General features: G+C 70.7%; 22 protein-coding genes. 10 read left to right on the top strand and 12 right to left on the bottom strand.

What is annotated here, in order from left to right:
* Window positions 1-246 precede the first annotated feature (246 nt).
* From ACWEKR_RS28660 to ACWEKR_RS28645, 4 genes are all read left to right on the top strand, one after another.
* Window positions 247-2,691, top strand: a complete 2,445-nt coding sequence (locus tag ACWEKR_RS28660) for an AAA family ATPase (protein WP_452357085.1) — start codon at window positions 247-249, stop codon at window positions 2,689-2,691.
* Window positions 2,692-2,698: 7 nt separating this feature from the next.
* Complete coding sequence (locus ACWEKR_RS28655) at window positions 2,699-3,187, top strand: hypothetical protein (RefSeq protein WP_452357084.1); 489 nt, start codon at window positions 2,699-2,701, stop codon at window positions 3,185-3,187.
* Window positions 3,188-3,585: 398 nt separating this feature from the next.
* Window positions 3,586-3,975: a YchJ family protein gene (locus tag ACWEKR_RS28650; protein ID WP_452357083.1), complete on the top strand. Its 390-nt coding sequence runs from the start codon at window positions 3,586-3,588 to the stop codon at window positions 3,973-3,975.
* 18 nt (window positions 3,976-3,993) lie between these two features.
* On the top strand, window positions 3,994-4,269 hold the full coding sequence (locus ACWEKR_RS28645) for a SelT/SelW/SelH family protein (protein ID WP_159847259.1): 276 nt from the start codon (window positions 3,994-3,996) through the stop codon (window positions 4,267-4,269).
* Window positions 4,270-4,278: 9 nt separating this feature from the next.
* Here ACWEKR_RS28645 and ACWEKR_RS28640 read toward each other — a convergent pair whose 3' ends face one another.
* Complete coding sequence (locus ACWEKR_RS28640; RefSeq protein ID WP_452357082.1) at window positions 4,279-4,506, bottom strand: FmdB family zinc ribbon protein; 228 nt, start codon at window positions 4,504-4,506, stop codon at window positions 4,279-4,281.
* Between the two features lie 201 nt (window positions 4,507-4,707).
* Here ACWEKR_RS28640 and ACWEKR_RS28635 point away from each other — a divergent pair, with 201 nt between their 5' ends.
* Window positions 4,708-6,303 carry a carboxylesterase/lipase family protein gene (locus ACWEKR_RS28635; protein WP_452357081.1) on the top strand — a complete coding sequence of 532 codons (1,596 nt, stop codon included), beginning with the start codon at window positions 4,708-4,710 and terminating at the stop codon, window positions 6,301-6,303.
* Between the two features lie 52 nt (window positions 6,304-6,355).
* Here the strand turns inward: ACWEKR_RS28635 and ACWEKR_RS28630 are convergent, their stop codons facing one another.
* The 3 genes from ACWEKR_RS28630 to rfbD all read right to left on the bottom strand — a co-directional run bounded on the left by ACWEKR_RS28630 (window position 6,356) and on the right by rfbD (window position 9,327).
* Complete coding sequence (locus ACWEKR_RS28630; RefSeq protein WP_159847268.1) at window positions 6,356-7,435, bottom strand: mannose-1-phosphate guanylyltransferase; 1,080 nt, start codon at window positions 7,433-7,435, stop codon at window positions 6,356-6,358.
* A 44-nt stretch (window positions 7,436-7,479) separates the two neighbouring features.
* The gene (locus ACWEKR_RS28625; protein ID WP_452357080.1) at window positions 7,480-8,376 is read right to left on the bottom strand and encodes a glycosyltransferase family 2 protein; all 897 of its coding nucleotides are present in this window, start codon (window positions 8,374-8,376) and stop codon (window positions 7,480-7,482) included.
* An 81-nt stretch (window positions 8,377-8,457) separates the two neighbouring features.
* Entirely contained in the window at window positions 8,458-9,327 is an 870-nt protein-coding gene (rfbD, locus tag ACWEKR_RS28620; protein WP_452357079.1) for a dTDP-4-dehydrorhamnose reductase, read from the bottom strand.
* A 172-nt stretch (window positions 9,328-9,499) separates the two neighbouring features.
* Here rfbD and ACWEKR_RS28615 point away from each other — a divergent pair, with 172 nt between their 5' ends.
* The 3 genes from ACWEKR_RS28615 (at window position 9,500) to ACWEKR_RS28605 (ending at window position 13,142) form a co-directional block, all read left to right on the top strand.
* The gene (locus ACWEKR_RS28615; RefSeq protein ID WP_452357078.1) at window positions 9,500-10,993 is read left to right on the top strand and encodes an LCP family protein; all 1,494 of its coding nucleotides are present in this window, start codon (window positions 9,500-9,502) and stop codon (window positions 10,991-10,993) included.
* Window positions 10,994-10,996: 3 nt separating this feature from the next.
* On the top strand, window positions 10,997-11,719 hold the full coding sequence (locus ACWEKR_RS28610) for a TIGR03089 family protein (protein ID WP_195085803.1): 723 nt from the start codon (window positions 10,997-10,999) through the stop codon (window positions 11,717-11,719).
* Window positions 11,720-11,840: 121 nt separating this feature from the next.
* Window positions 11,841-13,142: a cytochrome P450 gene (locus tag ACWEKR_RS28605; protein ID WP_452357077.1), complete on the top strand. Its 1,302-nt coding sequence runs from the start codon at window positions 11,841-11,843 to the stop codon at window positions 13,140-13,142.
* Here the strand turns inward: ACWEKR_RS28605 and ACWEKR_RS28600 are convergent, their stop codons facing one another.
* Window positions 13,143-13,844, bottom strand: a complete 702-nt coding sequence (locus ACWEKR_RS28600; RefSeq protein ID WP_452357076.1) for a response regulator — start codon at window positions 13,842-13,844, stop codon at window positions 13,143-13,145.
* Window positions 13,841-15,343, bottom strand: a complete 1,503-nt coding sequence (locus tag ACWEKR_RS28595; protein ID WP_452357128.1) for an ATP-binding protein — start codon at window positions 15,341-15,343, stop codon at window positions 13,841-13,843. Before ACWEKR_RS28595 ends, ACWEKR_RS28600 begins: the two co-directional genes overlap by 4 nt.
* 188 nt (window positions 15,344-15,531) lie before the next feature.
* On the opposite strand from ACWEKR_RS28595, the gene ACWEKR_RS28590 reads away from it, so the two are divergent.
* Window positions 15,532-16,890 (top strand): cation:dicarboxylate symporter family transporter, encoded by a 1,359-nt coding sequence (locus ACWEKR_RS28590; RefSeq protein WP_452357075.1) that lies wholly within the window; start codon window positions 15,532-15,534, stop codon window positions 16,888-16,890.
* Between the two features lie 54 nt (window positions 16,891-16,944).
* Here the strand turns inward: ACWEKR_RS28590 and ACWEKR_RS28585 are convergent, their stop codons facing one another.
* A complete protein-coding gene (locus tag ACWEKR_RS28585) occupies window positions 16,945-17,160 on the bottom strand; it encodes a DUF4287 domain-containing protein (RefSeq protein ID WP_452357074.1) in 216 nt (71 codons plus the stop codon).
* A 141-nt stretch (window positions 17,161-17,301) separates the two neighbouring features.
* Between ACWEKR_RS28585 and ACWEKR_RS28580 the strand changes: the two genes are divergently transcribed.
* Window positions 17,302-18,774, top strand: coding sequence for a phytoene desaturase family protein (locus ACWEKR_RS28580; protein WP_452357073.1), 1,473 nt, complete (start codon window positions 17,302-17,304; stop codon window positions 18,772-18,774).
* A 30-nt stretch (window positions 18,775-18,804) separates the two neighbouring features.
* Here the strand turns inward: ACWEKR_RS28580 and ACWEKR_RS28575 are convergent, their stop codons facing one another.
* The 5 genes from ACWEKR_RS28575 to ACWEKR_RS28555 form a co-directional block, all read right to left on the bottom strand.
* Entirely contained in the window at window positions 18,805-19,731 is a 927-nt protein-coding gene (locus ACWEKR_RS28575; protein WP_452357072.1) for a cation diffusion facilitator family transporter, read from the bottom strand.
* A gap of 74 nt (window positions 19,732-19,805) precedes the next feature.
* Window positions 19,806-21,026: a mannose-6-phosphate isomerase, class I gene (manA, locus tag ACWEKR_RS28570; RefSeq protein WP_452357071.1), complete on the bottom strand. Its 1,221-nt coding sequence runs from the start codon at window positions 21,024-21,026 to the stop codon at window positions 19,806-19,808.
* On the bottom strand, window positions 21,026-22,228 hold the full coding sequence (locus ACWEKR_RS28565) for a tobH protein (RefSeq protein ID WP_452357070.1): 1,203 nt from the start codon (window positions 22,226-22,228) through the stop codon (window positions 21,026-21,028). The genes manA and ACWEKR_RS28565 overlap by 1 nt, the downstream gene beginning before the upstream one ends.
* A gap of 118 nt (window positions 22,229-22,346) precedes the next feature.
* Entirely contained in the window at window positions 22,347-23,723 is a 1,377-nt protein-coding gene (locus ACWEKR_RS28560; protein ID WP_452357069.1) for a phosphomannomutase/phosphoglucomutase, read from the bottom strand.
* 52 nt (window positions 23,724-23,775) lie between these two features.
* On the bottom strand, window positions 23,776-24,156 hold the full coding sequence (locus ACWEKR_RS28555) for a DUF3499 domain-containing protein (RefSeq protein ID WP_159847450.1): 381 nt from the start codon (window positions 24,154-24,156) through the stop codon (window positions 23,776-23,778).
* Window positions 24,157-24,353 lie beyond the last annotated feature (197 nt).

Here is a 24,353-nt window from a genome sequence, read left to right as displayed (position 1 = left end):
TCGGCTCGACCGAGCCACCCGGAACGGGTGTAGACACCATCGAGCTGCCCGCCGGGGTTGGCGAGGGGTGGACATCGAGACAGGGCGCAGGCGTTTCGATGACCATATCCATCCCCGCGGGCAGATTCGCCTGGGTGCGCTGGGCGATCCCGCCGTGATCGGGTAGCGTTTCGCACAGCTTCGACAAGGCGCCGCGCACGGGGTCGGAGGACGTGTGGCGGCTCGATGGTGGAGGGGATTTTTCGCATGCGCCTGGATCCCGACGCTGTCCAGGCCGTCGGTTCCGCGGACGTGCCGCCCCGGCTCTCGGAGGTGGTGACCCGGCGCCTCGCCGAGGATCCGGCGGTCACTCCCTCGGTTACGCGGACCGTGCTGCGCGCCCTGGGCGCCGCCGAATCCGGCGACGCGGCAACGGCATTCGATCACTCCGGAATCTTCCTGAGCGCCATCCGGGTGTGCGGATTCCGCGGCATCGGGCCCGAGACGACGCTGCAGCTGCCGCCCGGACCGGGTCTCACGCTTGTGGTCGGCCGCAACGGCAGCGGTAAATCCAGTTTCGCCGAAGCCGCCGAAATGGCTCTGACCGGCGGAAACCGTCGGTGGGACGGTCGCTCGGCGGCCTGGAGGGAAGGTTGGCGCAACCTGCACGACGGCGCGGCTGCCCGCATCGAGCTGGAACTGCTCACCGCTGGTGACGCGCCCCGGCTCACCATCGCCAAGGAATGGGCGGCCGACGCCGACCTGCCGGACGCGCACTGGACCCAGCGTTATCCGCCGGCGCCGCCGTCGGCGTTCGACATGGACCGCTGGGCGGCCCAGCTCGAGCTCTACCGCCCGTTCCTGTCCTACAGCGAACTCGGCGCGCTGGTGGACGGGAAGCCGAGCGACCTGTTCGACGCGCTGCACCAACTGCTGGGTCTCGACGAACTCACCTTGGCGCAGGAACGCATCCGGATGCGCCGCCTGGAACTCGAACGCGCGGTGCGGGATTCGCGGCAAGAGCGGCTGGAGTTGCTGGAGCTGCTCGCGTCGGTGGCCGACGACCGGGCGGTCCGGGTCGCCGGACTGCTGCGGCCCGCCCAACCGGACCTCGCCGCGGTGGGTCGCGAAGTGCTGGGCGTGGTGGACGACCCGGCCGGCCCGGACGGCCTGCGCGCGATCGTGCGGCTCGCGCTGCCCGGCGACGCCGAAGTCGAGGCCGTGGCCACCCGGCTCGAGACATGGGGCGCGGCCATCGCCGAGGGCTCCACCGACGACGCCGAAGCCGATCTACGCTTGCTCGAACTATTGCGCACGGCGCGCGCGCACCAGGCGGCGAGCGGCCCGTGCCCGTGCCCGGTGTGCGGCCGCGGCGCACTGGACGAGGACTGGGCACGGGACACCGACGCGGCCATCGAGCGGATCGCCGCCCGGGTGGACGCGCTCACCACCGCCCGCGTCGAACTCGGCGACGCCGTGCGGGCCGCGCGGGCGCTTCCCGAACTCGTGCCCGCCGAACTGGATTTCGACCCGCGCAATCCACCGTCGGTCGACACCACGGCGGTGCGCGAGGCATGGGCCGAGTGGGCCGCGCTGACCACCGCCGAATACACCTCGGACCTGCCCGAACTGCTGCGCAGCGCGCACGCGCGGTTGGTGGACGAGCTCGACCTGCTGCAGCAAGGCACCCGCAAGGAACTCGACCGCTTGGACGAGGTGTGGACGCCGCTGGTGCCCCGGATCGTGACCTGGCTCGAAGGCGCGCGTGAGGTGGCCGCGCGCGCGGCGGAACTGCGCACGGTGAAGAAGGCGGAGGACTGGCTGAAATCGGCCACCGCGGGCCTGCGCGGCGAGCGCATGACGCCGCTGGAGACGACGGCCCGCTGGGTGTGGCGCACGCTGCGGCAGCAGAGCAACGTCGAGCTCGGCGCGATCCGCTTGCAGGGCAACGCGGGCACCGCGCGCCGCGTGCTGCTCGACGTGACCGTCGACGAGGTGGACGGGGCCGCGCTGGGCGTGATGAGCCAGGGCGAGTTGCACGCGCTGGGTTTGTCGTTGTTCCTGCCGCGCGCCACGGTGGAGGAGAGCCCGTTCCGTTTCGTCATGATCGACGACCCGGTGCAGGCGATGGACCCGGCGAAGGTGGACGGCCTGGCCCAGGTGCTGGCCACGGTGGCCTGGTCCCGCCAGGTGGTGGTCTTCACCCATGACGAGCGCCTCGCCGAGGCGGTGCGACGGATGCAGCTCGACGCGACCGTTCTGGAAGTGCAGCGCCGCGACCGCTCGGTGGTCGAGGTGCGGGTGTCCAGCGACCCGATCCGCCGCTATCTCGACGATGCCCGAGCCTTGGTCCGCACGCCCCAGTTGCCCGCGGCGATCGCCGACGAACTGGTGGCCACCTGCTGCCGTTCCGCGGTCGAGGCGGCCAGTCTGGCCAGGGCGCGGCGCACCCTGCTCGCCGGGGGCATGAATCACCGCGAGGTGGAACGCCACATCGATGCCGCCCACTCCACCAGGGCGAAGGTGGCGCTGGCGGTCTTCGGGGTCGGTAGCAAGGTCGATGACCTGAACAAGAATTTGATCGCGCGGGAAGGACGGTGGGTGGTGGACGCACTGCGCGACGCCACGGCGGGCGCGCACGTGCCGATCGGGCGGGATATGCGCGAGCTGATCGGTGAAACGGAGAAATTCGTAGCGTGGCTGGCCAGGTGAAGCGCCGATGAGCGGGCGGCGCAGGCCGGTCGGCGCGCGCAGCGGGCCTGCGGGGGGCGGGCGCGCGCCCCGGCACGGACAGCGTGGGCGGAACAACGGCGCGCGTCGGCCGCCCGCCGATCGGCCGTCGGTCGCCGAGCGGCTGGAGACCGTCGATCTGCTGCTCGCCGGATCGGTGACCGACGCGGGCGGGCTGTGGTCGCGGGCGACGGCCTGGATTCTGCGGATCGCGCTGGAGCAGGCCGTGGACGAACTGTGGCTGCGGCTGGCGCCCGCGCTGGTCCGCTGCCCGATGCGGGCGCAGCTGATCGCGCTGCGCGCCTTTGCGGGACCGGACGTGGCGGCGCGCGTCGCGGTGCTCTGGGCGGCGCTGTCGCGCGCGGCCCACCACCACGACTACGAACTCGCGCCCAGCGTCACCGATCTGCGGCGCTGGCGGGAGCAGACCGTCGCGTTGGCCGCGGACTTGGCGGCCGTGGAGGCGCGCCGAGATTGACCCCGGCGATGGTGCGGTTCGCCCGCAGGCATGACCGACGGTGCGAGCGGATCGGGGTCGGAGGCGGTCGCGAGCCTGCCCGGAGGGCACCGTGCACGCTGGAAGATGACGGCGGAGCCGATCGCAGCCGCAGGCAGTTGGCGAGCAAGCGTATGCGAGGCCCCGCGCAAGCCGAAGAGGCGCGGCGTGCGCAATCATGACCGGAGATGGTCGCGGCGATGCCGACGGCGGGCGCCGCTGCGGCCGGGCGGTGTGCGCGATCAGGATCGGAGAGCTGCCGGTGAGCGTGCGTATGGAGTATGCCGTCCGGCCGGACAGCGGCACGATTTGAGCGGATCGGGACAGGCGTTGGCGAGCGTGACCATGCGGTGCCCCACTCGGGTCGGAAAGGACGTGGCATGACCGGATCACGAGGGTGCCCGTGCGGGCGCGGCGAGGCTTTCGACGACTGCTGCGGTCCGCTGCTGAGCGGCGCGCGGCCCGCTGCCACGGCCGAAGCGCTGATGCGCTCGCGCTACACCGCGTTCACGGTGGGTGATGTCGACTATTTGCTGCGTTCCTGGCATCCGCGCACCCGCCCGCGTGAACTCACTGTGGACCCCGCCCAGCGCTGGCTGTTCCTGGAGATCACCCGCACCGAGCGCGGCGGGCTGTTCGACGACACCGGAACGGTGGAGTTCGTCGCGCACTACCGGGATGCGGACGGTCGCGGCGCACTGCACGAGACCAGTCGATTCGCTCGCTCCGACGGCGCCTGGGTCTACCTGGACGGCACGCACGCCGAGTGACCGGTAGCGTCAGCGGGCATGGCACGCGTCGCGATCGAGTACTGCACCCAATGCCGCTGGCTGCTGCGGGCGAGCTGGATGGCGCAGGAACTGCTCAGCACGTTCGCCACCGACCTGGACGAGGTCGCGTTGCTCCCGGGTTCGGGCGGGATCTTCCGGATCACCGTCGACGGCGAACAGATCTGGGAACGCAAGACCGACGGTGGCTTCCCCGAGATCGCCGTGCTCAAGCAGCGGGTGCGCGACCGGGTGGCGCCCGACCGCGACCTCGGTCACGCCGACCGGCGCGACTGACGCCGGGAATCAGCCGCAGCAGCCGCCACCGCAGCAGCCGCCACCCGCCGGAGGCGCCGCGGGGCTCGGCGCGGGCCCACTCGCGCCGCTGCGGGAGACGGTGGCGAAGGTGGTCAGCAGTTTGACCGTGTCGTCGTGGCCGATCGGGCAGGTCGCCGGCGCCGACGACTCCGCCATCGGGCGGGTCACCTCGAACGTGTCGCCGCAACTGCGGCACCGATAGCTGTAACTCGGCATCCGCTCAGTTTAGGGCCTGCGTCCGCGCATCCTCCCCGGCACTCCGAAGTGGCGGCGGCCGTCGTGACCGATTCGACACAGCAACCGAGTCCAGGGCCTGAACAGCGGATGAATGTGAGTTGACCGGCAATGGCCCCGCATCGCGACGCTGGCGTGCTGATCTTCGACGTACCCTCGAAAAGAAGGATGAGGAGGTCCGCGATGCGCGCTCAGTTCTCCGAGGCGTTGCCCGGTCCCGACGGTTTCGCCGAGCCCATCGCGCGAACGGCGCACGGCGAGGTCCGCGGCGTACGCGAGGGCTCCGTATCCGTCTGGCGCAGCATCCCCTACGCCGCGGCCCCCACCGGACCGGCCCGGTTCGCGCCGCCGCAGCCCCCGCAGGCATGGGAGGGAGTGCGCGACTGCACCTCGTTCGGGCAGATCGCCCCGCAGACGATGGGCACCATGGTTCCCATCGACTCGGGCCTGACCATGGGCGAGGATTGTCTGTGGCTCAACGTCTGGTCACCGCGGCCCGAGACCGGCGATCCCGCTCGCGTCGCGGACACCGAGCCACGCCCGGTGCTGGTCTGGCTGCACGGCGGCGCGTACTGCCTCGGCACCGCCGCGCAGCAGATCTACGACGGGCGCAAGCTGGCCGCGACCGGTGACGTCGTGGTCGTCGGGGTCAACTATCGCCTCGGTGCGCTGGGTTTCCTCGACCTGTCCTCGCTCGGCGACGACTTCGCGCCGAACCTCGGCCTGCGCGACCAGATCGCCGCACTGGAGTGGGTGCGCGACAACATCGCCGCGTTCGGCGGCGATCCCGGTAACGTCACCCTCTTCGGCGAGTCCTCCGGCGCGGGGTGCGTCACCGCGCTGCTCACCGCACCGCGAGCTGCGGGCCTGTTCCATAAGGCGATCGCGCAGAGCCCGCCCGCGACCACGGTGTTCGGGCCGGAGCGGGCCGCGACGGTCGCGCAGCGTTTCCTCGAACTGATCGAGCTGCCCGCGAGTCGGGCACAGGAGCTGCTGGAATGCCCGATCGAGCGGATCGTGAGGGCGGCGGGTGTCCTGCTCGACGAGATACCGCTCAAGGAGCCGGGCAGGCTCGCGGCCGCGCCCGTGGTGGACGGCGATCTGCTGCCGACCTACCCGATCGACCGGTTCCAGCGCGGCGGGTCGCACCGGGTGCCGTTGATGATCGGGACGAACAAGGACGAGGCGTCGTTGTTCCGGCTGCTGCGCTCGCCGATCATGCCGGTGACCCCGGACGCGGTGAACGCGATGCTGCGGGACGTGGCGGCGAGTCACCCGGAGATGTCGGCGGAGCGGATCGCCGAGATCACCTCGGCCTACCCGGACCTCGGCAAGGCGCGCGGAGCCCTGGCGATGTCCACCGACGCGGCGTTCCGGATGCCCGCGCACTGGGTGGCCGACGGTCACGCCGAGCACTCGCCCACCTGGATGTACCGGTTCGACTACGCCACCCCGATGCTGCGCGCGGCCCGGGTCGGCGCCGGTCATGCCACCGAATTGCCTTATATCTTCGGCAATTTCGGCACGCTAAACCTCGACCCGACGTTCTGGCTCGGCGGGCGCAGAGCGGCGATGGAGGTCTCCGGGCGAATGATGCGCCGCTGGCTTGCCTTCGCCGCCCACGGCGTTCCCGCCGCCCTCGACGGCTCCAAACACTGGCCGCCCTACCGCCTGCCTGCCCGCAGCACCTTGCTTCTCGACAGCGTCGACCGGGTGGTCGACGATCCGGACCGTGACCTGCACACCGCCTGGGGGCAGCAAGCCGTCGGGTTCTCCTAGCGGGCGTCGTCCGCGCCCGGCGGCCGCAGGCCCACGCAGTGCGGGACGCGCCTCAGACGTCGGTGGAGAAGCGGATGCCACCGTCCGGGATCTCCACGCCGGGCCACACCCGGGCTCCGCGCAGCAGCTCGCAGCGGGCGCCGATGTTCGCGCCGTCCCCGATGACGCCGTCGCGCACGAGCGCGCGCGGACCGATGCGCGCTCCGAACCCGATGATCGTGCGTTCGACCGTCGCGCCCGCCTCGATCACCGCGCCGTCGAAGACGACCGCGCCGTCCAGGCGCGCGCCCGCGCCGATCTCGGCGCCGCGGCCGACGACCGTGCCGCCGATGAGCAAGGCCCCCGGGGCGACGCCCGCGCCGGGATGGACCAGCGACTCGCCACGCTGACCGGGCAGGGCGGGGGAGGGGGCGATGCCGCGGACCAGATCGGCGGAACCGCGGACGAAGTCCTCGGGGGTGCCCATGTCGCGCCAGTACGACGCGTCGACGTACCCCTGGAGGCGGGCGCCCTCGGTCAGCAGCGCCGGGAACACCTCGCGCTCCACCGACACGGGGCGCCCGGCCGGGATCTTCTCGATGTACTCGCGACGGAAGACGTAGCACCCGGCGTTGATCTGGTCGGTCGGCGGGTCCTGAGTCTTCTCCAGGAACGCGGTGACCCGGCCGTCCTCGTCGGTGGGTACACAGCCGAACGCGCGCGGGTCGCTGACCCGGACCAGATGCAGCGTTACGTCGGCGCGGGTCGACTCGTGGGTGTCGAGCACCGCGCCGAGGTCGGTGCCGCCGAGCACGTCGCCGTTGAACACCATGACGTTGTCCGCGCGCAGCTTGGGCAGCACGTTGCGGATCGCGCCGCCGGTGCCCAGCGGCTCGGTCTCGGTGACGTACTCGATCTCCAAGCCGAGGTCGGAGCCGTCGCCGAAGTGCTCCTCGAACACCTCGGCCTTGAACGACGTGCCCAGCACCACGTGGGTGATCCCGGCCTCCGCGATACGGGCGAGCAGGTGGGTCAGGAACGGCAGCCCGGCCGTCGGCAGCATCGGCTTGGGCGCCGAAAGGGTCAGCGGCCGCAGCCGCGTGCCCTGCCCGCCGACCAGGATCACCGCGTCGGTGCCTGTATTTCCTGCCATCAAGCTCCCCTGTTCACAAGGTCGTTTCTCGCCTGCGCCGCCGGCTACCCGGCGTCGCGCGCCTGCTGGCGCAGGGCAGATCGAACCGCAATCCGGGAGCGGACCGCAAGTCCGGCCCGCAATGCCAGCCGCAGCGGAGCCTGCCACCAGTGCGGATGCCGGTCGGCCTGGAATCGGTAGGCGCTGGCGTGGTGGGCGGGCAGCATGACCTCGGGATGGCGGCCCGCCGCGTGACCCTTGGCGTGGGTCACCTCGGCGTCCGGCACGAACACGTTGTGCCAGCCCGCCTTGCCCATCCGGTCGCCGAAGTCGACGTCCTCCATGTACATGAAGTAGCGCGAATCGAAGCCGTCGATCGAGTCGAACGCCGCGCGCCGCACCAGCAGGCACGAACCCGACAGCCAGCCGACGGCGCGCTCGGAGATCTCCTCGTTCTCCTGCCGGTAGCGGCGGGTCCACGGGTTGGACTTCCATACCGTGCCCAGGATCGCGTGGCCTGCGCCGTCGAGCAGACCGGGCACCCGGCGGGCCGACGGGTAGACGCTGCCGTCCGGCTCGAGCACCAGCGGCCCGAGCGCGCCCGCACGCGGCCAGCGCTTGGCGGCGGCGAGCAGTTTGTCGATGGAATCTGTGCCCCAGCGGATGTCCGGGTTGGCGATCACGATGAACTCGATGTCCGGATCGATCTCCGCGACCGCCCGGTTGATCGCGCCGCCGTAGCCGATGTTGCCGCCGGTGCGCAGCAGCCGCACGTGCGAATTGGCCTCGGCGACCAGCTCCGGCACACCGTCCACCGACCCGTTGTCGGCTAGGATCACCTGCGGTTTCTCCGCGGTGGCCGCGGCCAGGGTGCTGATGAAGTGCTCGAGGTGCTCACCCGGCGAGTAGGTCACCGTGACGACGGCCAGGCCCGCGGGCGCGGCGGAATCGGAATCACTCACGACAGCCAACTCTAATGGGCCCGGCCGGACGCCGTCCGTCGATGGCCCGCGCATGGTGGGAGCACCCCGTGCGGGCATCGCCTAGCCGGACCGCCGCGCCAGCGCATCGCCCAGCGCCGTGCGCCAATCCCGCAGCGGCGTCAGTCCGGCCTCGTTCCAGGCCCGCGGCGACAACACCGAATACGACGGTCGCCGTGCGGGTCTGGGAAACCGGGAGGAGTCGCACGGGCGGACCCGCTCGGGATCGGCGCCGACGCCCGCGAATACGGCGCGGGCGAGCTCGAATCGACTGGCCCGCCCCGCATTGGTGGCGTGCAGCACCCGCGGGGCGTCCGGCCGGCCCGCCAGTTCCAGCAGCGCGGCGGCCAGATCGGCGGCGTAGGTGGGCGAGCCGACCTCGTCGTCGACGACGTCGACGGTGTCGCGTTCCCGCTCCAGCCGCAGCATCGTCGCGACGAAATCGCCACCGCGCCCGCTGTATACCCATGCCGTGCGCACCACGTGCGCGTCCGGGCAGCTGCTGAGCACCGCTTCTTCGCCCGCGAGCTTGGACGCCCCGTACACGGACGTCGGTCCCGTCACATCGGCGGTGTCGTACGGCCGATCCTGGGTACCTGCGAAGACGTAATCGGTGGACAGATGGATCAGCCGGGCGCCGAGGTCGGCGCAGACCTCGGCGAGCACGGCTGGTCCGGTGGCGTTGCCCGCGTACGCGGCTTCGGCTTCGGTCTCGGCCCGGTCCACGGCGGTATAGGCGGCGCAGTTGAGCACCACGTCGCCGGGCGCGAGCATCGCGCGCACGGCGACGGGATCGGTGATGTCGAGGTCGGCGCGCCCGTAGCCGTCGGCGGCCGGAGCGAGACGCCGCAGTTCCCGGCCCACCTGTCCGTGCGCCCCGGTGACGACGAGGCGGGCGGATCCGGTGGATGCGGGGGCGGTGGGGTCGGTCACGGGCGCAAGTCTGGCACGCCGCCGGTCCCCCGGTTGCGGCCGTTCGCGTTAACCGTTCGATAGCCTTGAGCTATCGGGGGATCCCGAAATCGGGCGGGCGAGCGGTAACCATGGTGGCGGATCGGTTGCGCGCGCGTCGCCAGTAGACCGAGTTTGGGCGAGAGGATGAGACTTGTCGCAGCGGAGGGGCACACCGGCGGCGGCGCGGCGGACCGGAACCCGCGACCCTTCCTTCGGTCCGCTGCGCTCGTTCGCCGTGGCCGCCGCCGTGATCGTGCTGGCGCTCACCGGTTTCGCCTGGCACAGCGTCGACGCGCTGGTCGCCGACATCGAGCGCCTCGGCGATCTGGGCCTCGGCGGCAGCCGCGACGGCGCGGTGGACATCTTGCTGGTCGGCGTGGACAGCCGCACCGACGCCCACGGCAACCCGCTGTCGGACGCCGAGCGCGCGATGCTGCACGCGGGCGACGAGGTCGGCACCAACACCGACACCATCGTGCTGCTGCGCGTACCGAACGATGGGCGCTCGGCGACCGCGATCTCCATTCCGCGCGACTCCTACGTCAACATCGCGGGCTCGGGCATGGGCAAGATCAACTCCGCCTACGGCGCGACCAAGGCGACGCAGTTGCAGAAGCTCACCGAGCAGGGCGTCGCACAGGACGACGCGGAGCGGCAGTCCACCCAGGCGGGCAGGCAGGCGCTCATCAAGACGGTGGCCGGCCTCACCGGCATCACCGTCGACCACTACGCGGAGGTGAGTCTGCTCGGCTTCGCGCTGCTCACCGACGCCGTCGGCGGGGTGGAGGTGTGTCTGAAGAACCCGGTCGACGAATGGATGTCCGGCGCGCGGTTCCCGGCGGGACGTCAGCGCCTGGACGGGCCGCGGGCACTGAGTTTCGTGCGCCAGCGCCATGACCTGCCGCGCGGCGACATCGACCGCATCGTGCGCCAGCAGGTGTTCATGGCACAGTTGGTGCAGCAGGTGCTCAGCGCGAAGACACTGGCCAATCCGGTCAAGCTCCAGCAACTCAGCGACGCGGTGGGGCGCACGATCGTGCTGGACGAGGACTGGGACGTGCTGGCGTTCCTGCAGCGGCTCAAGGATCTGTCCGGTGGCCAGGTGAAATTCGAGACCATCCCGGTCGCCGACCTCAACGGGGAGACCGGCAACGGCGAATCCGTCGTCAAGGTCGAGCCGAAGGCGGTCAAGTCCTACGTCGCTTCGCTGGTCGGCGACGGCCCGGCCCCGCGCAACGCCGAGCCGGGCTTCGATCCCGCGAAGGTGACCGTGAGCGTCTACAACGCGAGCGGCGTCGGCGGGCTCGCGGCCGAGGTGGCGCAGACATTGAGCGCGAAAGGTTTCCGGCAAGGCACGGTGTCCAACTACAGCGGCGGCCGCGTCGCGAGCAGCCGGGTGCTCGCCGCGGATACGGCGAGCCCGAAGGCGCAGGCGGTGGCCAAGACGCTGGGCGGGCTGCCGGTGCTCGCGGATCCGGCGCTGTCCCCGGATTCGGTGAGCGTCGTACTGGCGAGCGACTATTCTGGTCCGGGCTCGTCGGCGAGCCGGATGTTCGACCTGTCCGGATCGTCGGCGGCGGCCACACCAGTCCCGCCCGCTCCACCGATCGACGCAGGCCAGAACGGACCGAAATGCGTGAACTGAACCATGCGTGACATCGACCAGGCACACACCCTCACCGAAGCGGTACTCGATCCGATCCTCGCCCGTGATCCGGCGGGGCCGCGCGTCACCTACTACGACGACGCCACCGGCGCCCGCATCGAACTGTCCGGCGCGACCCTGGCGAACTGGGCGGCCAAAACCGCCAACCTGATTCGCGACGAATTCGGCCTGAGTCCGGGCGCCCGGGTGGCCGTCCTGCTTCCCGCGCATTGGCAGACCGCCGCCGTGCTGCTCGGTTGCTGGTGGGCGGGCACCGAGGTGGTGCTGCGCCCGGACGAGGACGCCGATCTGGCCCTGGTCACCCCGGATCGGCTGGACGACGCCGACGGCGTCGGCGAGGTCGCGGCGCTGTCGCTGGACGCCATGGGGTCCCCGGTGCGCGATGTGCCGGTAGGCGTCACCGACTTCGCCACCTCCGTGCGTGTGCACGGCGACCAGTTCCTGCCTCGCGGCGCCGGGGTCGCGCTGGACGGCATGCCGGTCGCCGAGGTGCTCGCCGAGGCGCGGAAGTCCGCCATGCGGCAGGGCTTCGCCGAAGGTGACCGGGTGCTGTCCAGCACGCCGTGGGACACGCCGGCCGAACTGATCGACGGGTATCTCGCGGTGCTGTCCGCGGGCGCGTCGCTGGTGCAGGTGATCAACCCCGATCCGGCGCAGCGCGAGCGGCGCATCGCGTCGGAGCGGGTGACCGCGCAGCGCGGATGAGCGCGCCCCACCGTCGGTAGCGGCTCCTACCACGGTATAAGCGCCGAATCCGACCTGAGCACGTTCCACAACTCGGCAGCGTTCCGTACGGTGGAGACACCGCACGACGAGGGGTTGGAGTATGCAGCCGCATTACTGGTTCCGCTGGGTGTCCGTACAGGGCGCGCCTCGCCTCGTCCTGCGCCTGCAGGCGCGCCGTGGTGACCCGTTCGCCGAATTGATGGGCGGACCCGCGGGCTTCGACGATCCGTATCCGATCATCGAGCAGTTGCGTGGGCGGGGAAGGCTGCTGCGTACCTCCATCGCGTGGGCGACCTTCGACCACGAGCTGTGCCGTGCCATCCTGCGCGACAGTCGTTTCGGCGTGCGCACCACGGAGAGTTTCAACATCCCCAAGCCGCTGCAGAAGCTGGCCGAGCGCTTCCCGTTGCCGCCGAATCCGGTCGAGCCGCCCTCGATGCTGGTGATCGATCCGCCGCAGCACACGGCCATGCGCAAGCCGGTCGCCTCGGCGTTCACCCCGCGTGCGATCCGCAGGCTGAGCGACCGTGTCGAGACGGTCACCGGGGAGCTGCTGGACGCGCTGCCCGCGCACGGTTCGGCGGACCTGATCCGGTCGTTCGCCGCCCAGGTGCCGATCGCGATCATCTCGGAGATGCTCGGGTTCCCCGACGAGGACAAAGCGCGGTTCCTGCGCTGGGGCGATCAGATGACGCCCTTGCTGGACGTCGGCATCCCGTGGCGCGCGTACCGCGAGGCGCTGCGCGCCATGGAGGTGATGGACGACTACCTCGACCGGCACATCGAACGATTGCGCCGCGAGCCGGGCGAGGACATCCTCTCCGCACTGGTCACCGCGGGGGAGCTGGACTCCTACGCGCTCAAGGCCACCGCGAGCCTGCTCATGGGAGCGGGCTTCGAGACGACGGTCAACCTGATCGGCAACGGTGTCGCGCAGCTGCTGGCACACCCGGATCAGCTGGAGCGCCTGCGCGCGGAACCGGAGCTGTGGCCGGGCGCCGTCGAGGAGATCCTGCGCTTCGACTCACCGGTGCAGACCACCGCGCGGACCGCGCTGACCGACGTGGAGATCGATGGGATCACGGTGCGCGAGGGCAACACGGTGGTGCTGTCGCTGGCCGGAGCCAACCGTGACCCGGAGGTCTTCGCCGATCCCGGGCGATTCGACGTCGGGCGCGACAACGCCAAGGAGCATCTCTCGTTCAGCAGCGGCGTGCACGTCTGCCTGGGGGCCAGCCTGGCCAGGATGGAAGGCGTCTACGCGTTGCGAGCCCTCTTCGAGCGGTTTCCCGGGTTGCGTCCGGACGGTTCGCCGAAGCGGCGCGCACTGTTCACCCTGCACGGCTACGAGCGGCTGCCGGTGCGTCTCGGCCAACCCGCGCAGGCGCCGGAGCCGGTTTGATCAGCCGGAGGTCTTCCAGACATAGCGGGTCTTCGGACGCCCGGCCCTGCCGTAGTCCGAGCGCCGGACGACCAGCCCGTCGTCGGCCAGTTTCTCCAGGTAACGCCAAGCGGTGATGCGCGAGACGCCGACCGAGGTCGCGGTGTCCGCGGCGGTCACCCCCTCGCTCTCGGCCGCGCGCACGGTGCGGGAGATCTCGTCGAGGGTCTGCGGCGCGACCCCCTTGGGTGTCGCCGCGCGCTGGTCGGGGGTGCGCAGCGCGCTGAGCGCCCGGTCGATGTCGTGCTGGGAGATGGCGCTCTCACCGGCCGGAAGCGCGGTGCGGAACTCGCGGTAACGGTCGAGCTTGTCGCGGAACGCGGCGAAGGTGAACGGCTTCAGCAAATACAGCACGACGCCGTGCGACACGGCGGTGCGCACCATGGCCAGGTCCCGTGCGGAGGTGATGGCGATGACGTCCGGGCGCGGCGCCAGACCGGTCAGCGCGGCGGCGACGTCGAGACCGGTGGCGTCGGGCAGGCCGATGTCCATCAGCACCAGATCGATCGGCGTGCCCTCGGCCGCGGCATCGGCCGCCGCGCGCATCGCCTCGCGTCCGGTGTGGGCGACGCCGACGGGGGTGAATCCGGCGATGCGCTCCACGTAGGCGCGGTGCGCCTCGGCGATCAGCGGCTCGTCTTCGACGATCAGCACACGTATCATCGCGCTTCCTTTCGTGGAATCGTCACGGTCACCGCGCTTTCGGGATCCCGTTGGGTGCGGATGCTGCCCCCGTGGCGAGCCACCAGCCGGTGGACGAGTGCGAGTCCGAGGCCGTGATGGGCGGCCTTGGTCGAATACCCGCGCTGAGACGCGCGCGCGAACATCTCCGCGGACATGCCGGGACCGCTGTCGGCGACGCGGATGTAGAGCATCGACTCGTCCGCGGCGTCGCGCCGGTGCGCCAGGGTGACCTCCACCCAGCCGGACGCGCTGTCCGCCGCGGCATCGATCGCGTTGTCGACGAGATTGCCGACGAGCGTGACCGTTTCGTGGGGGGACAGCGGCTCGACCGAGTCCAGCGCGGTGTCGTCGGTGATGGTCAGCTCGATGCCGCGCTCGGCGGCCTGGTTCACCTTGCCGAGCAGCAACGCGGCCAGGGCGGGCGCGCCCACCGCGGCGAACAGCCGATCGATCAGCGCCTGGGACAGCTCGAGTTCCGCGGTGGCGAACTCGACGGCCTCCCGATGGCGGCCCAGCTCCACCATGGTGACCACGGTGTGCAACCGATTGGCCGACTCGTGCGCCTGCGCCTGCAACGACTCCGCGAAGCTGCGTACGGAATCCAATTCACCCATCACCGCCTGCAGTTCGGTGTGGTCGCGGATGGTCATCACGGTGCCGATCGCCCGGCCTTCCCATTCCACGGTGTCCTGGTTGACCAGCAGGATCCGGTCGGTGGTCACGTGCATTTCGTCGCGCACGGTGCCCCAGCTCATCCGCTGCAGCGACAGCGGAAGGTCGCTGCGCCGCACCTGGCCCGGCGGCAGATCGAGCAGGCGGCGCGCCTCGTCGTTGACCACCTCGGCGTCCTCGCCGGACGGCCCGAACACCACCAACCCCTCGTGCACCGAGTGCAGCACGGCGTCGTGGTGCTCGTACATCACGCGCAGCTCGTCGGGCGCCAGGCCGTGGGTCTGCCGCCGCAGCCTGCGGCTGAGCAGGAACGATCCGCCTGCGGCCAGCACCAGGCCCGCGCCGGCGACGCCCAGGATCACCGGGAGCTGGGTGGCGACCTGGTCGCCGATCTTGGCTCGGGTCACGCCCGCGGAGACCAAGGCGACGATCCGCCCGTTGTCGTGCACCGGCGTGACCGCCCGGATCGACGGGCCCAACGTGCCGGTGAAGGTCTCGGTGAAGGTCTCGCCCGCCAGCGCGCGATCGATGGTGCCGCTGAACGGCAGCCCGATCATCGCGGGGTTGGTGTGCGTGTAGCGGGTCCGGTCCGGCGCCATGACCACGATGAAGTCCATGCCGGTCTCGCGCCGGATCTCCTCGGTCACCGGCTGCAACAGCGCCGTCGGATCCGCGCTGCGCACCGCGTCGACGGTGGAGGGCGCGTCGGCCACGCTCACCGCGACGTCGGTGACTTCCCTGGTGGTGGTGACGTCGCTGTCGTGCCTGGCGTCCAGGACCGCGAGCACCACACCGATCCCGATCATCACCGCGAGTACGACCAACTGGAAGACGAACGCCTGCCCGGCGAGGGAGAGCCGACCGCGTCTCACAAGCTCTGCCTCCGCTGAACGTAATGCACCAAACAGTGACCGGGATCACCCGGCCGACCATCATTCTGCCTGGAAGGCGTGAGCCACCTCGCGTCGGTACCGTTCGAAGGGAAATCCTCGCTATGAGCGACTCGACTCGCACGCGGCGCGACCGCACTCATTGGCTGTATCTGGCCGTCATCGTGGCGGTGGTGGCGGGCGTGCTCGTCGGCTGGCTGGCGCCCGGCGCCGCGCAGTCGTTCGCCCCGCTGGGGACCATCTTCGTCAACCTCATCAAGATGATGATCGCTCCCGTCATCTTCTGCACCATCGTGCTCGGGATCGGCTCGGTGCGCGCGGCGGCCACCGTCGGCAGGGTCGGCGGGCTGGCCATCGGCTACTTCCTCGTCATGTCGACCATCGCGCTCGGGATCGGCCTGGTCGTCGGCAATCTATTGCAACCCGGCGCGGGACTGAATATCGGCAAGTCGGCCAAAGCCGGTCACGACCTGGCCAACACCGCGCACAGCGCGGGCGGTACCTGGGAGTTCATCCAGAACATCGTCCCTTCCACATTGCTGTCCTCGCTCACCACGGGCAATGTCCTGCAGGCGCTGTTCGTCGCGCTGCTGGTCGGCTTCGCGGTGCAAGCCATGGGCACGGCGGGCGAGCCGATCCTGCGCGGTGTGGCGCTGCTGCAGAAGCTCGTGTTCCGGATCCTGGTCATGATCCTGTGGCTGGCGCCGATCGGCGCGTTCGGGGCGATCGCGAACGTGGTCGGCAAGACCGGCCTGGATGCCGTGGTGAAGCTGGGCACGCTGATGCTGGCGTTCTATCTCACCTGCGTGGTGTTCGTCTTCGGCGTGCTCGGCCTGCTGCTGTGGAGCGTCTCGCGAGTATCGATCTTCAAGCTCGTCCGCTATCTCGCGCGGGAGTACCTGCTGATCGTCGCGACCTCGTCGTCGGAATCGGCGCTGCCCCGGCTGATCGCGAAGATGGATCACATGGGCGTGGAACGCACCACCGTGGGCGTCGTCGTGCCGACCGGCTACTCGTTCAACCTGGACGGCACCGCCATCTACCTGACCATGGCGTCGCTGTTCATCGCCGAAGCGATGGGCAAGCCGCTGTCGGTCGGCGAGCAACTCGGGCTGCTGCTGTTCATGATCGTCGCGTCCAAAGGTGCGGCCGGTGTCACGGGTGCGGGACTGGCCACGCTGGCGGGCGGATTGCAGAGTCATCGTCCCGAACTGCTCGACGGCGTCGGCTTGATCGTCGGCATCGACCGTTTCATGTCCGAGGCGCGGGCGCTGACCAACTTCTCCGGCAACGCGGTCGCCACGGTGCTGATCGGCACCTGGACCAAGACCGTCGACGTGGATCGGGTACGCGAAGTGCTCGACCGCAAGGTGCCTTTCGACGAGCGGACCATGGTCGACGACGACCACGGCACGCCCGCGCAGCCGCAGGAGGCCGAGACCAAGGATCTGGTCCAGGCATAGCGCGCGCAGGACGAAGGGCTCGCAGGATCTGCGGGCCCTTCGTGGCGTCCGGGCTCAGGCCGCCCACTTCTCGGGGTGCAGGTGGTGCTGGGTGAGGGCGGTGGCGTGGCCATGCCCCATGCCGTGCTCGGTCTTCAGCCATTCGACGAGTTCTTTGTGCGAGGTGAGTCCGGTCTCGCGCATGGCGGCCTTCCACTCCTCGATGGCGCGACCGTACTCGGCCTCGATCGAGGGGAAGTAGGACGCGGGGCCGTGCGGCTTGGTCGCCATGGTGGATCTCCTTGCTCGTCGTGCGTTCGATGGTGCAGACGGATCAGGCTTCCGAAAGTCGTCGGCAGTTCTGCGGAAGTGTTCCGGATCACCGAAAGGGCCGTCGGCGCAGTCGGGGAGATCGGTCGGTAGCGTGGGGATATGGCTGATGTGGTGGTGGTCGGTTCCGGTCCGAACGGGCTCGCCGCCGCGGTGATCCTGGCCCGGGCGGGGCTCGCCGTGGAGGTGTACGAGGCAGAGGCGACGGCTGGGGGTGGGTGCCGGACCGCGGAACTGACGCTGCCCGGCTACCGGCACGACGTGTGCGCGGGCGCGCATCCGATGGCGGCGGCCGCGCCGTTCTTCCGCGCGTTCGACCTGACCGCGCACGGCGTCGACCTGCTCGCGCCGGAGGTCTCCTACGCGCATCCGCTCGACGGCGGCGTGGCCGGACTCGCCTGGCGGGACCTGGAACGGACGGTCGAGGATCTGGGCGCCGACGGCCCGGCCTGGCGCAAACTGTTCGCGCCGCTGGTACGGCACTGGCCGGACGTGGTCGACCTCGCGATGTCGGATCTGCGCCGCGTCCCGTCCGGGCTCGCGACCGCGATGCGTTTCGGCCTGCGCACCTTGGAGCAGGGCTCGCCGCTGTGGGACATCAGGTTTCGCGAACAGGTCGCGCCCGCCCTGTTGACCGGCATCGCGACGCACGCGATCATTCCGCCGCGGGCCATCACGGCCGCGGGCGCGGCGCTGATGCTCGGCGCACTGGCCCATGTCGGGGGCTGGGTGATTCCGCGCGGCGGCAGTCAGGCCATTCCCGACGCGCTCATCGCCGAACTCGAACGTCTCGGCGGCCGGGTGCACACCGGGCACCGGGTCGACTCGCTCGACGAGTTCGCGGATGCTCGCGCGGTCCTGCTCGACCTGGCTCCCGCCGAACTGCTGCGCATCGCCGAGCATCGGTTGCCCGCGCGGTACGCGAAGCGGCTGCGGCGATTCCGGTACGGCGGTGCGGCGTGCAAGATCGACTTCGCGCTCTCCGGGCCGGTGCCGTGGCAGGCCGAGGGCTGCGCGCTGGCCGGAACGGTGCACGTGATCGGCACCCGCGCCGAGGCCATGGCCGCCGAGCACGCCGTGGCCATCGGGCGACATGCCGAACGGCCCTATGTGCTGTCCATCCAGCCGGGCGTGGTCGATCCGACTCGCGCGCCCGCGGGCGGGCACACGTTCTACACCTACGCCCACGTGCCCAACGGCTCCACCCGCGATGTCAGCGCGGACGTGATCGCTCAGGTCGAGCGGTTCGCGCCGGGTTTCCGCGATCTGATCGTCGCGAAGAACGTGATCACCGCAGCGGAGCTGCCCTCGCACAACGCGAACTACATCGGCGGCGATATCTCCGCCGGGGCGATGACCCTGCGGCAGTTCGCCTTTCGTCCCACTCCGCGCTGGAACCCCTACGCCACACCGATCCCCGGTGTCTACCTGTGTTCGTCGGCGACCCCGCCCGGGCCAGGGGTGCACGGCATGAGCGGGCTGCACGCCGCGCGTCACGCCCTGCGCGACCGTTTCGGGGTTCGCAGCGATCCCCTCGACCTCCTACGCGCTCCCGCTCTCCAGCATCATCGCTGACAGCGCAGGTCCGTGCCCGCTTGGAAGGTCTCAGCCTTTGGCGGGTTCGGTGCGGTAGAGGTCGGGTTCGAGGTAGATCACGCGCGCCGCGGGCACCGCCGCGCGGACGCGGGACTCGGCGTCATCGATGGCGTCGGCGATCGCCGCGACGTCGAGACCGGGAACCACGCCGACCTTCGCGGCCACGAGCAGCTCCTCCGGGCCGAGGTACTGGGTCTTGAGGTGGATCACCCGGTCGATGCGCGTCTCGTCGACCAGGTTCGCGCGGATCTGCCGGTTCTCCTCCGGCGTGGCGCCCTCACCGATCAACAGGCTCTGCATCTCCACGATCAGCACGATCGCGATGACGCCGAGCAGGCCGCCGATGGCCAGCGTGCCGATGCCGTCCCAGATCGGGTCGTGGGTGAGCATGGTCAGGCCGACGCCCGCGAACGCCAAGACCAGACCGATCAGCGCGCCGGTGTCCTCCAGCAGCACCACCGGCAGCTCCGGGCTGCGCGAATTGCGGATGAACCGCCACCAGCTCGCGCCGCCCTTGAGCGGCGCGGACTCGCGCACCGCCGTGGTGAAGCTGAAGGTCTCCAGCGCGATCGCGATCAGCAGGATGACGACCGCCACGATCGGCGAGGTCAGCTCCTCCGGGTGCTGGATCTTGTGGATGCCCTCGTAGATGGCGTAACCGGAGCCGAGAGTGAACAACACCAGCGCCACGATGAACGAGTAGAAGTAGCGATTGCGCGCGTAGCCGAACGGGTGCAGCTCGTCGGCTTCCTTCGCGGCGCGCTGCTGTCCCAGCAGCAGCAATCCCTGGTTACCCGTGTCGGCCACGGAGTGCACGGCCTCGGCGAGCATCGACCCCGATCCCGTGATCGCCGCACCGACGAACTTCGCCACGGCGATCCCCGCGTTCGCGGTCAACGCCGCGATGATCGCCTTCTTGCCACCGCCAGCCGACATGGAAGCATGTCCTCTCTGTTTTCCAGCTACCCGCGAACAGACTAGGGCACCGGGCACCGGACGTTTCGGATCGGTCAGCCGGCCGCACCGACGCAGGCGCAGAACAGCTGGACCGCACCGTCCACCGCCTGCGCGCGAATGTCGGTGTCGGCGGCGGAGATCCAGGCCGCGCCGCCCCTGGTGAGCTCCAGCGAGGAGCCGCCCTGGAACAGCCGTACCTTCCCCGCCGTGCACAGCACGATGCCCGGCCCCGCCGCGGTCAGCGGCACTCGCGCGGCACCGGCGACCAGGTCGAAGCGGCGCAGCGCGAACTCCGGGGCGGGCGTGCGGTAGCGCACCGAGCCGTCGCCTGCGGGTTCGGGCAGTACCACCGGCAGGCCGATCGGCTCGAAATCCAGCACGCGCAACAGTTCCGGCACGTCGACGTGCTTGGGCGTGAGGCCGCCGCGCAGAACGTTGTCGGAGTTGGCCATGATCTCCACACCCACTCCGCGCAGGTAGGCATGCAGGTTCCCGGCCGCGAGGAACAAGCCCTGCCCGGGCTCCAACGTCACGCGGTTCAGCAGCAGCGCCGCCAGCACACCCGCGTCGCCGGGGTAGGCCTCGGCCAGCTCGAGCGTCGTTCGCGCCTCGGCCGTGAACTCACGGGCGCCCTTGCCGGACAGGTACCGCACACAGCCGTCGAGCACGTCGGGCAGCAAAGTGGCCAGCACATGTTGCGGCAGGGTGATCCAGGTGGTGAACAGTGTGCGCAGACCCGCGGAATCCGGCTGGGCGGCAAGAAGTTCGCAGTAGGAGCGCAACCCGTCCACCGACAGCGCGCGCAGCAACGCGACGGTGCGGTCCGGATCGCGGAAACCGGCCAGCGCCTCGAACCGCTCCAGCGCGACGACCAGCTCCGGCTTGTGGTTGTCGTCGCGGTAGTTGCGCAGCGGGGAATCCAGCGGCACCTTCGCCAGATTCTCCCGATCGAAGCCGGCCCGCGCCTGCTCCGTGCTCGGATGCGCCTGCAGCGACAGCGGCTCCTCCGCGGCCAGGACCTTGAGCAGGAACGGCAGCTTCCCGCCGAAGCGGCCTGCGGCGAAGCCCAGCTCCCGGTCCGGGTCGCCGGCGATCAGATCCAGCAGCGAGGTGGTGCCGTCGCCGACGCGCACCTGCGCCGGGTCGGCGGGGTGGGCGCCGAACCACAGTTCGGCCTCCGGATGGGCGGACGGCACCGGCCTGCCGCACAGCTGAGCGAGCGCGGTGCGCGAGCCCCAGGCATACGAGCGCAGCGCACCAACGAGTTCGTGCACTAGTAGCTTCCCCCGTACTGCCCCTGGCTGTCGGCGGCTGTGGTGCGCGAGCCGATCAAGCGCAGGTAGGCGGCGGCCATCTCCAGTCGCAGCGCGAGCACCGCGAGCTGTTCGAGTTCGGTGCCGTTCGCAGGCGCGGATTCCTCGGTGCGGGCCTGCGCGGGGGCGGCGGGGTCGGTCATCTCGGTGTGCAGCAGGTCGACGTCGGCGTTCACCAGATCGGCGTCCACCAGGTTCGGTCCCTCCCCGCCGAACACCGCGATGCGGCGGCGCGCGGCCGCGCGATCGCGATCGGCGCTGAGCACGAACACCCGGATGCGTTCCACCGGGGCGGGGCCGTCGAGCTCCTCGTCGTGGAACACCGGATCGAAGCCGGGCGCGGATTCGCCTGCCGCCTCGGCCATCCGGGTCCGCGCCGCCACGGCCTCGGCCAGATCCACCGCGGTGGCGACCTTGCCCGCGGACTGCAGCAGCACCTCGGCGCCGTGCTCGGCCAGTTCGGCCGCCGCCGGGGAGTCGCCCGCGAGCACGATGCCGTGCTGCTGCATGCGGGCGGCCAGCGTCTTGGCCGGGTTGTGGAACACCTCGTTGTGCGGCCCGTCGCGCAGCGCCTCGGCGTCCAGTAGGTCGGCCAGTTCGGCGAGCTCCGGGACGGCGGGGCCGGTACGCTGCGGGTCGACCGCGCGCAGCACCGCGATTCCGGCGGCCAGGAAGCGCAACAGGCGGTTGTGCCCGAGTACCTGCACCCGTGGTTCCAGCACGGCGGCGCGTCCGGCCGCGGCGGCGCGCAGCGGCCCCTCGTGCGGCGCGGCGACGACCACTTCGGCGCCGCGGCGCAGCGCCCGGTCGACGGCATCGATCAGGCGAGGATCGCCCGCGTCGTCGCCGGAGACCAGGACGACGTCCAGCGGCCCCACCCAGGGCGGAAGCGCGGTGGCGGGCACCACGGGTAGGCCGGCACGGTCGCCGAGCGCGGCTACAAGCAGTCCTGCGGCACGCGCGGCACGTCCGGAACCGGAGACCAGCACCACGCTCCGGGGCCGCAGATCGGCCAGCCGGGCCAGCGCGTCCTCACCCACGGCCGCCGCGGTAGCGCGTACCTGGGCGCCGCCGGAGGCGGCCGAGCGAAGGGCGCCGCCTGCGTCGGCGGCCTCGAGTGAAGCGGCATCGTCGAGGTCGAGCACCGGTGTTCCAGCGATCATCGGGCGTCCCACCTCCCCTCATCGCGCTGTGTCTTTTCCGCCCCCGCGCCCTCCCGGTCCGGCTGCGACAGCGAGACCGAGTCGGGCGAATCCAAGGCCTGTGATTCCACTATTCCAGTCAGGAGCGGACGATGCTCAGGATCTCGGTCACGAGTGCGTCTACTTCCTCCGCCGATCGGGCCTCGACGTTCAGCCGGAGCAAGGGCTCGGTGTTCGACGCGCGCAGGTTGAACCACGCGTTGTCGGCCAGTTGCACGGTCACCCCGTCCAGCCGGTCCACCGAGTGCGCCCGGTCGGCGAAGGCATCCACCACGGCCATCGTCCGCTCCTCGGCGTCGGCCACGGTGGAGTTGATCTCACCCGAGGCCGCGTAGGTCGCGTAGGAGGCCATCAGCTCCGACACCGGCCGATCCTTCTCGCCGAGCGCGGCCAGCACGTGCAGCGCCGCGAGCATCCCGGAGTCGGCGCCCCAGAAGTCGCGGAAGTAGTAGTGCGCGGAGTGCTCGCCGCCGAACACCGCTCCCGTGGCGGCCATCTCCTGCTTGATGAACGAGTGGCCGACCCGCGTGCGCACCGGCGTTCCGCCCAGTTCGTGCACCAGCTCCGGCACCGCGCGGGAAGTGATCAGGTTGTGGATGATCACCGCGCCGGGTTCCTTGGCCAGCTCGCGCTCGGCCACCAGGGCGGTGATCGCCGACGGCGACACCGGGTCGCCGTTCTCGTCGACCACGAAGCAGCGGTCGGCGTCGCCGTCGAAGGCCAGGCCGATGTCCGCGCCGGTTTCGCGGACCAGCTTCTGCAGGTCCACCAGGTTCGCCGGGTCGAGCGGGTTGGCCTCGTGGTTCGGGAAGCTGCCGTCCAGCTCGAAGTACAGGGGCACGATCCGCACCTGGGGCAGCGCGCCGAGCACCGCGGGTACCGTGTGGCCGCCCATGCCGTTGCCCGCGTCCACCGCGATGGTGAGTGGGCGGATGCCGCCGAGTTCCACGAGGCCGCGCAGGAATTCCGCGTACTCGGCCAGCAGGTCCAGTTCGGTCGCGGTGCCGCGCTCGCCCGCGTACTCGGGTACGCCGTCGATCAGTTCGCTCTTGATCGTGGCCAGACCGGTGTCCTGTCCGACCGGGAGCGCTTTGGCGCGGCACAGCTTGATGCCGTTGTACCGGGCGGGGTTGTGGCTGGCGGTGAACATGGCGCCAGGGCAGTCCAGCCGGCCGGAAGCGAAGTACAGCTGGTCGGTCGACGCCAAGCCGATGTGCACGACGTCGAGGCCCTGGCCGAGCGCGCCGTCGGCGAAGGCGGCCGACAGGCCGGGGGAGGAGTCGCGCATGTCGTGCCCGATGACGAGCCGGTGCGCGCCCTCGGCGCGCATCAGCCGCGCGAAGGACGCGCCGACGTCCCTGACGAAATCCGCGTCGATCTGATCACCGACCACGCCGCGAACGTCGTAGGCCTTGATCACCGCGTTCACGAATTCGGCAGAGCGGGCGACTGTCATGCCCAACACCCTAGTGGTTGCGCCGGACCGGTCCGACATCGTCCTCGTCCGATCAGGACGGCGGGTCCGGAAGGACGCGCAGATGGCCGCGGCGACCCGTGCGTGCGGTCCGCGGCGGCGGGGGAGCGTAGTCGCGATAGCCGCGCTGCTCGCGCTCCGGCGGGCGGCGGCGTAGCCCCGCCTCGCGCACCGCCTCGGCGAGCGCGGTCAGATCGTCGTCATCCGGTGTGCTGGAGGAGAATCCGCCTTCGTGGCGAACCAGTTCCCAGCCCTTCGGAGCGGTGATGCGTGAGCCGTGCGTTTCGCAGAGATCCCAGGAGTGCGGTTCGGCGACCGTCGCGAGTGGTCCGACCACTGCCGTCGAGTCCGAGTACACATAGGTGAGCGTCGCGACGGCCGGATTCTTGCAGCCTGGTCGGCAGCAACGACGCATGGGAATCACGCCGATGAGAGTAACCCCCCTGGCGCATCGATGGGGACAGACACGCTTGAAGAATCTCGGTCCGCGCCCGACGGAACGAGGGCAGCACGGCGCTCCACAGGCCGCGACGCGGCTTGCGGTGATCTGCACGACGTCCTCCGGACGCGCGCACAGCGATGTCCCGCTGCGCGACGCGAGTGGGGTATCGC

The sequence above is a fragment of the Nocardia sp. NPDC004573 genome (assembly GCF_053602135.1).
The sequence above is the reverse complement of the archived record's forward strand: the minus strand, read 5'-3'. Positions and strand labels throughout refer to the sequence as shown.

Excerpts from the sequence above, each read along its gene's own strand:
- ACWEKR_RS28565 (WP_452357070.1), bottom strand. The coding sequence starts at position 22,228 with ATGATCGCTGGAACACCGGTGCTCGACCTCGACGATGCCGCTTCACTC.
- ACWEKR_RS28610 (WP_195085803.1), top strand. The coding sequence starts at position 10,997 with ATGCGTGACATCGACCAGGCACACACCCTCACCGAAGCGGTACTCGAT.
- ACWEKR_RS28635 (WP_452357081.1), top strand. The coding sequence starts at position 4,708 with ATGCGCGCTCAGTTCTCCGAGGCGTTGCCCGGTCCCGACGGTTTCGCC.
- ACWEKR_RS28595 (WP_452357128.1), bottom strand. The coding sequence starts at position 15,343 with ATGATCGGGATCGGTGTGGTGCTCGCGGTCCTGGACGCCAGGCACGAC.
- ACWEKR_RS28605 (WP_452357077.1), top strand. The coding sequence starts at position 11,841 with ATGCAGCCGCATTACTGGTTCCGCTGGGTGTCCGTACAGGGCGCGCCT.
- ACWEKR_RS28560 (WP_452357069.1), bottom strand. The coding sequence starts at position 23,723 with ATGACAGTCGCCCGCTCTGCCGAATTCGTGAACGCGGTGATCAAGGCC.
- ACWEKR_RS28655 (WP_452357084.1), top strand. The coding sequence starts at position 2,699 with ATGAGCGGGCGGCGCAGGCCGGTCGGCGCGCGCAGCGGGCCTGCGGGG.
- ACWEKR_RS28585 (WP_452357074.1), bottom strand. The coding sequence starts at position 17,160 with ATGGCGACCAAGCCGCACGGCCCCGCGTCCTACTTCCCCTCGATCGAG.
- ACWEKR_RS28600 (WP_452357076.1), bottom strand. The coding sequence starts at position 13,844 with ATGATACGTGTGCTGATCGTCGAAGACGAGCCGCTGATCGCCGAGGCG.
- ACWEKR_RS28660 (WP_452357085.1), top strand. The coding sequence starts at position 247 with ATGCGCCTGGATCCCGACGCTGTCCAGGCCGTCGGTTCCGCGGACGTG.
- ACWEKR_RS28590 (WP_452357075.1), top strand. The coding sequence starts at position 15,532 with ATGAGCGACTCGACTCGCACGCGGCGCGACCGCACTCATTGGCTGTAT.
- ACWEKR_RS28650 (WP_452357083.1), top strand. The coding sequence starts at position 3,586 with ATGACCGGATCACGAGGGTGCCCGTGCGGGCGCGGCGAGGCTTTCGAC.
- ACWEKR_RS28640 (WP_452357082.1), bottom strand. The coding sequence starts at position 4,506 with ATGCCGAGTTACAGCTATCGGTGCCGCAGTTGCGGCGACACGTTCGAG.
- ACWEKR_RS28645 (WP_159847259.1), top strand. The coding sequence starts at position 3,994 with ATGGCACGCGTCGCGATCGAGTACTGCACCCAATGCCGCTGGCTGCTG.
- ACWEKR_RS28555 (WP_159847450.1), bottom strand. The coding sequence starts at position 24,156 with ATGCGTCGTTGCTGCCGACCAGGCTGCAAGAATCCGGCCGTCGCGACG.
- ACWEKR_RS28630 (WP_159847268.1), bottom strand. The coding sequence starts at position 7,435 with ATGGCAGGAAATACAGGCACCGACGCGGTGATCCTGGTCGGCGGGCAG.
- ACWEKR_RS28580 (WP_452357073.1), top strand. The coding sequence starts at position 17,302 with ATGGCTGATGTGGTGGTGGTCGGTTCCGGTCCGAACGGGCTCGCCGCC.
- ACWEKR_RS28575 (WP_452357072.1), bottom strand. The coding sequence starts at position 19,731 with ATGTCGGCTGGCGGTGGCAAGAAGGCGATCATCGCGGCGTTGACCGCG.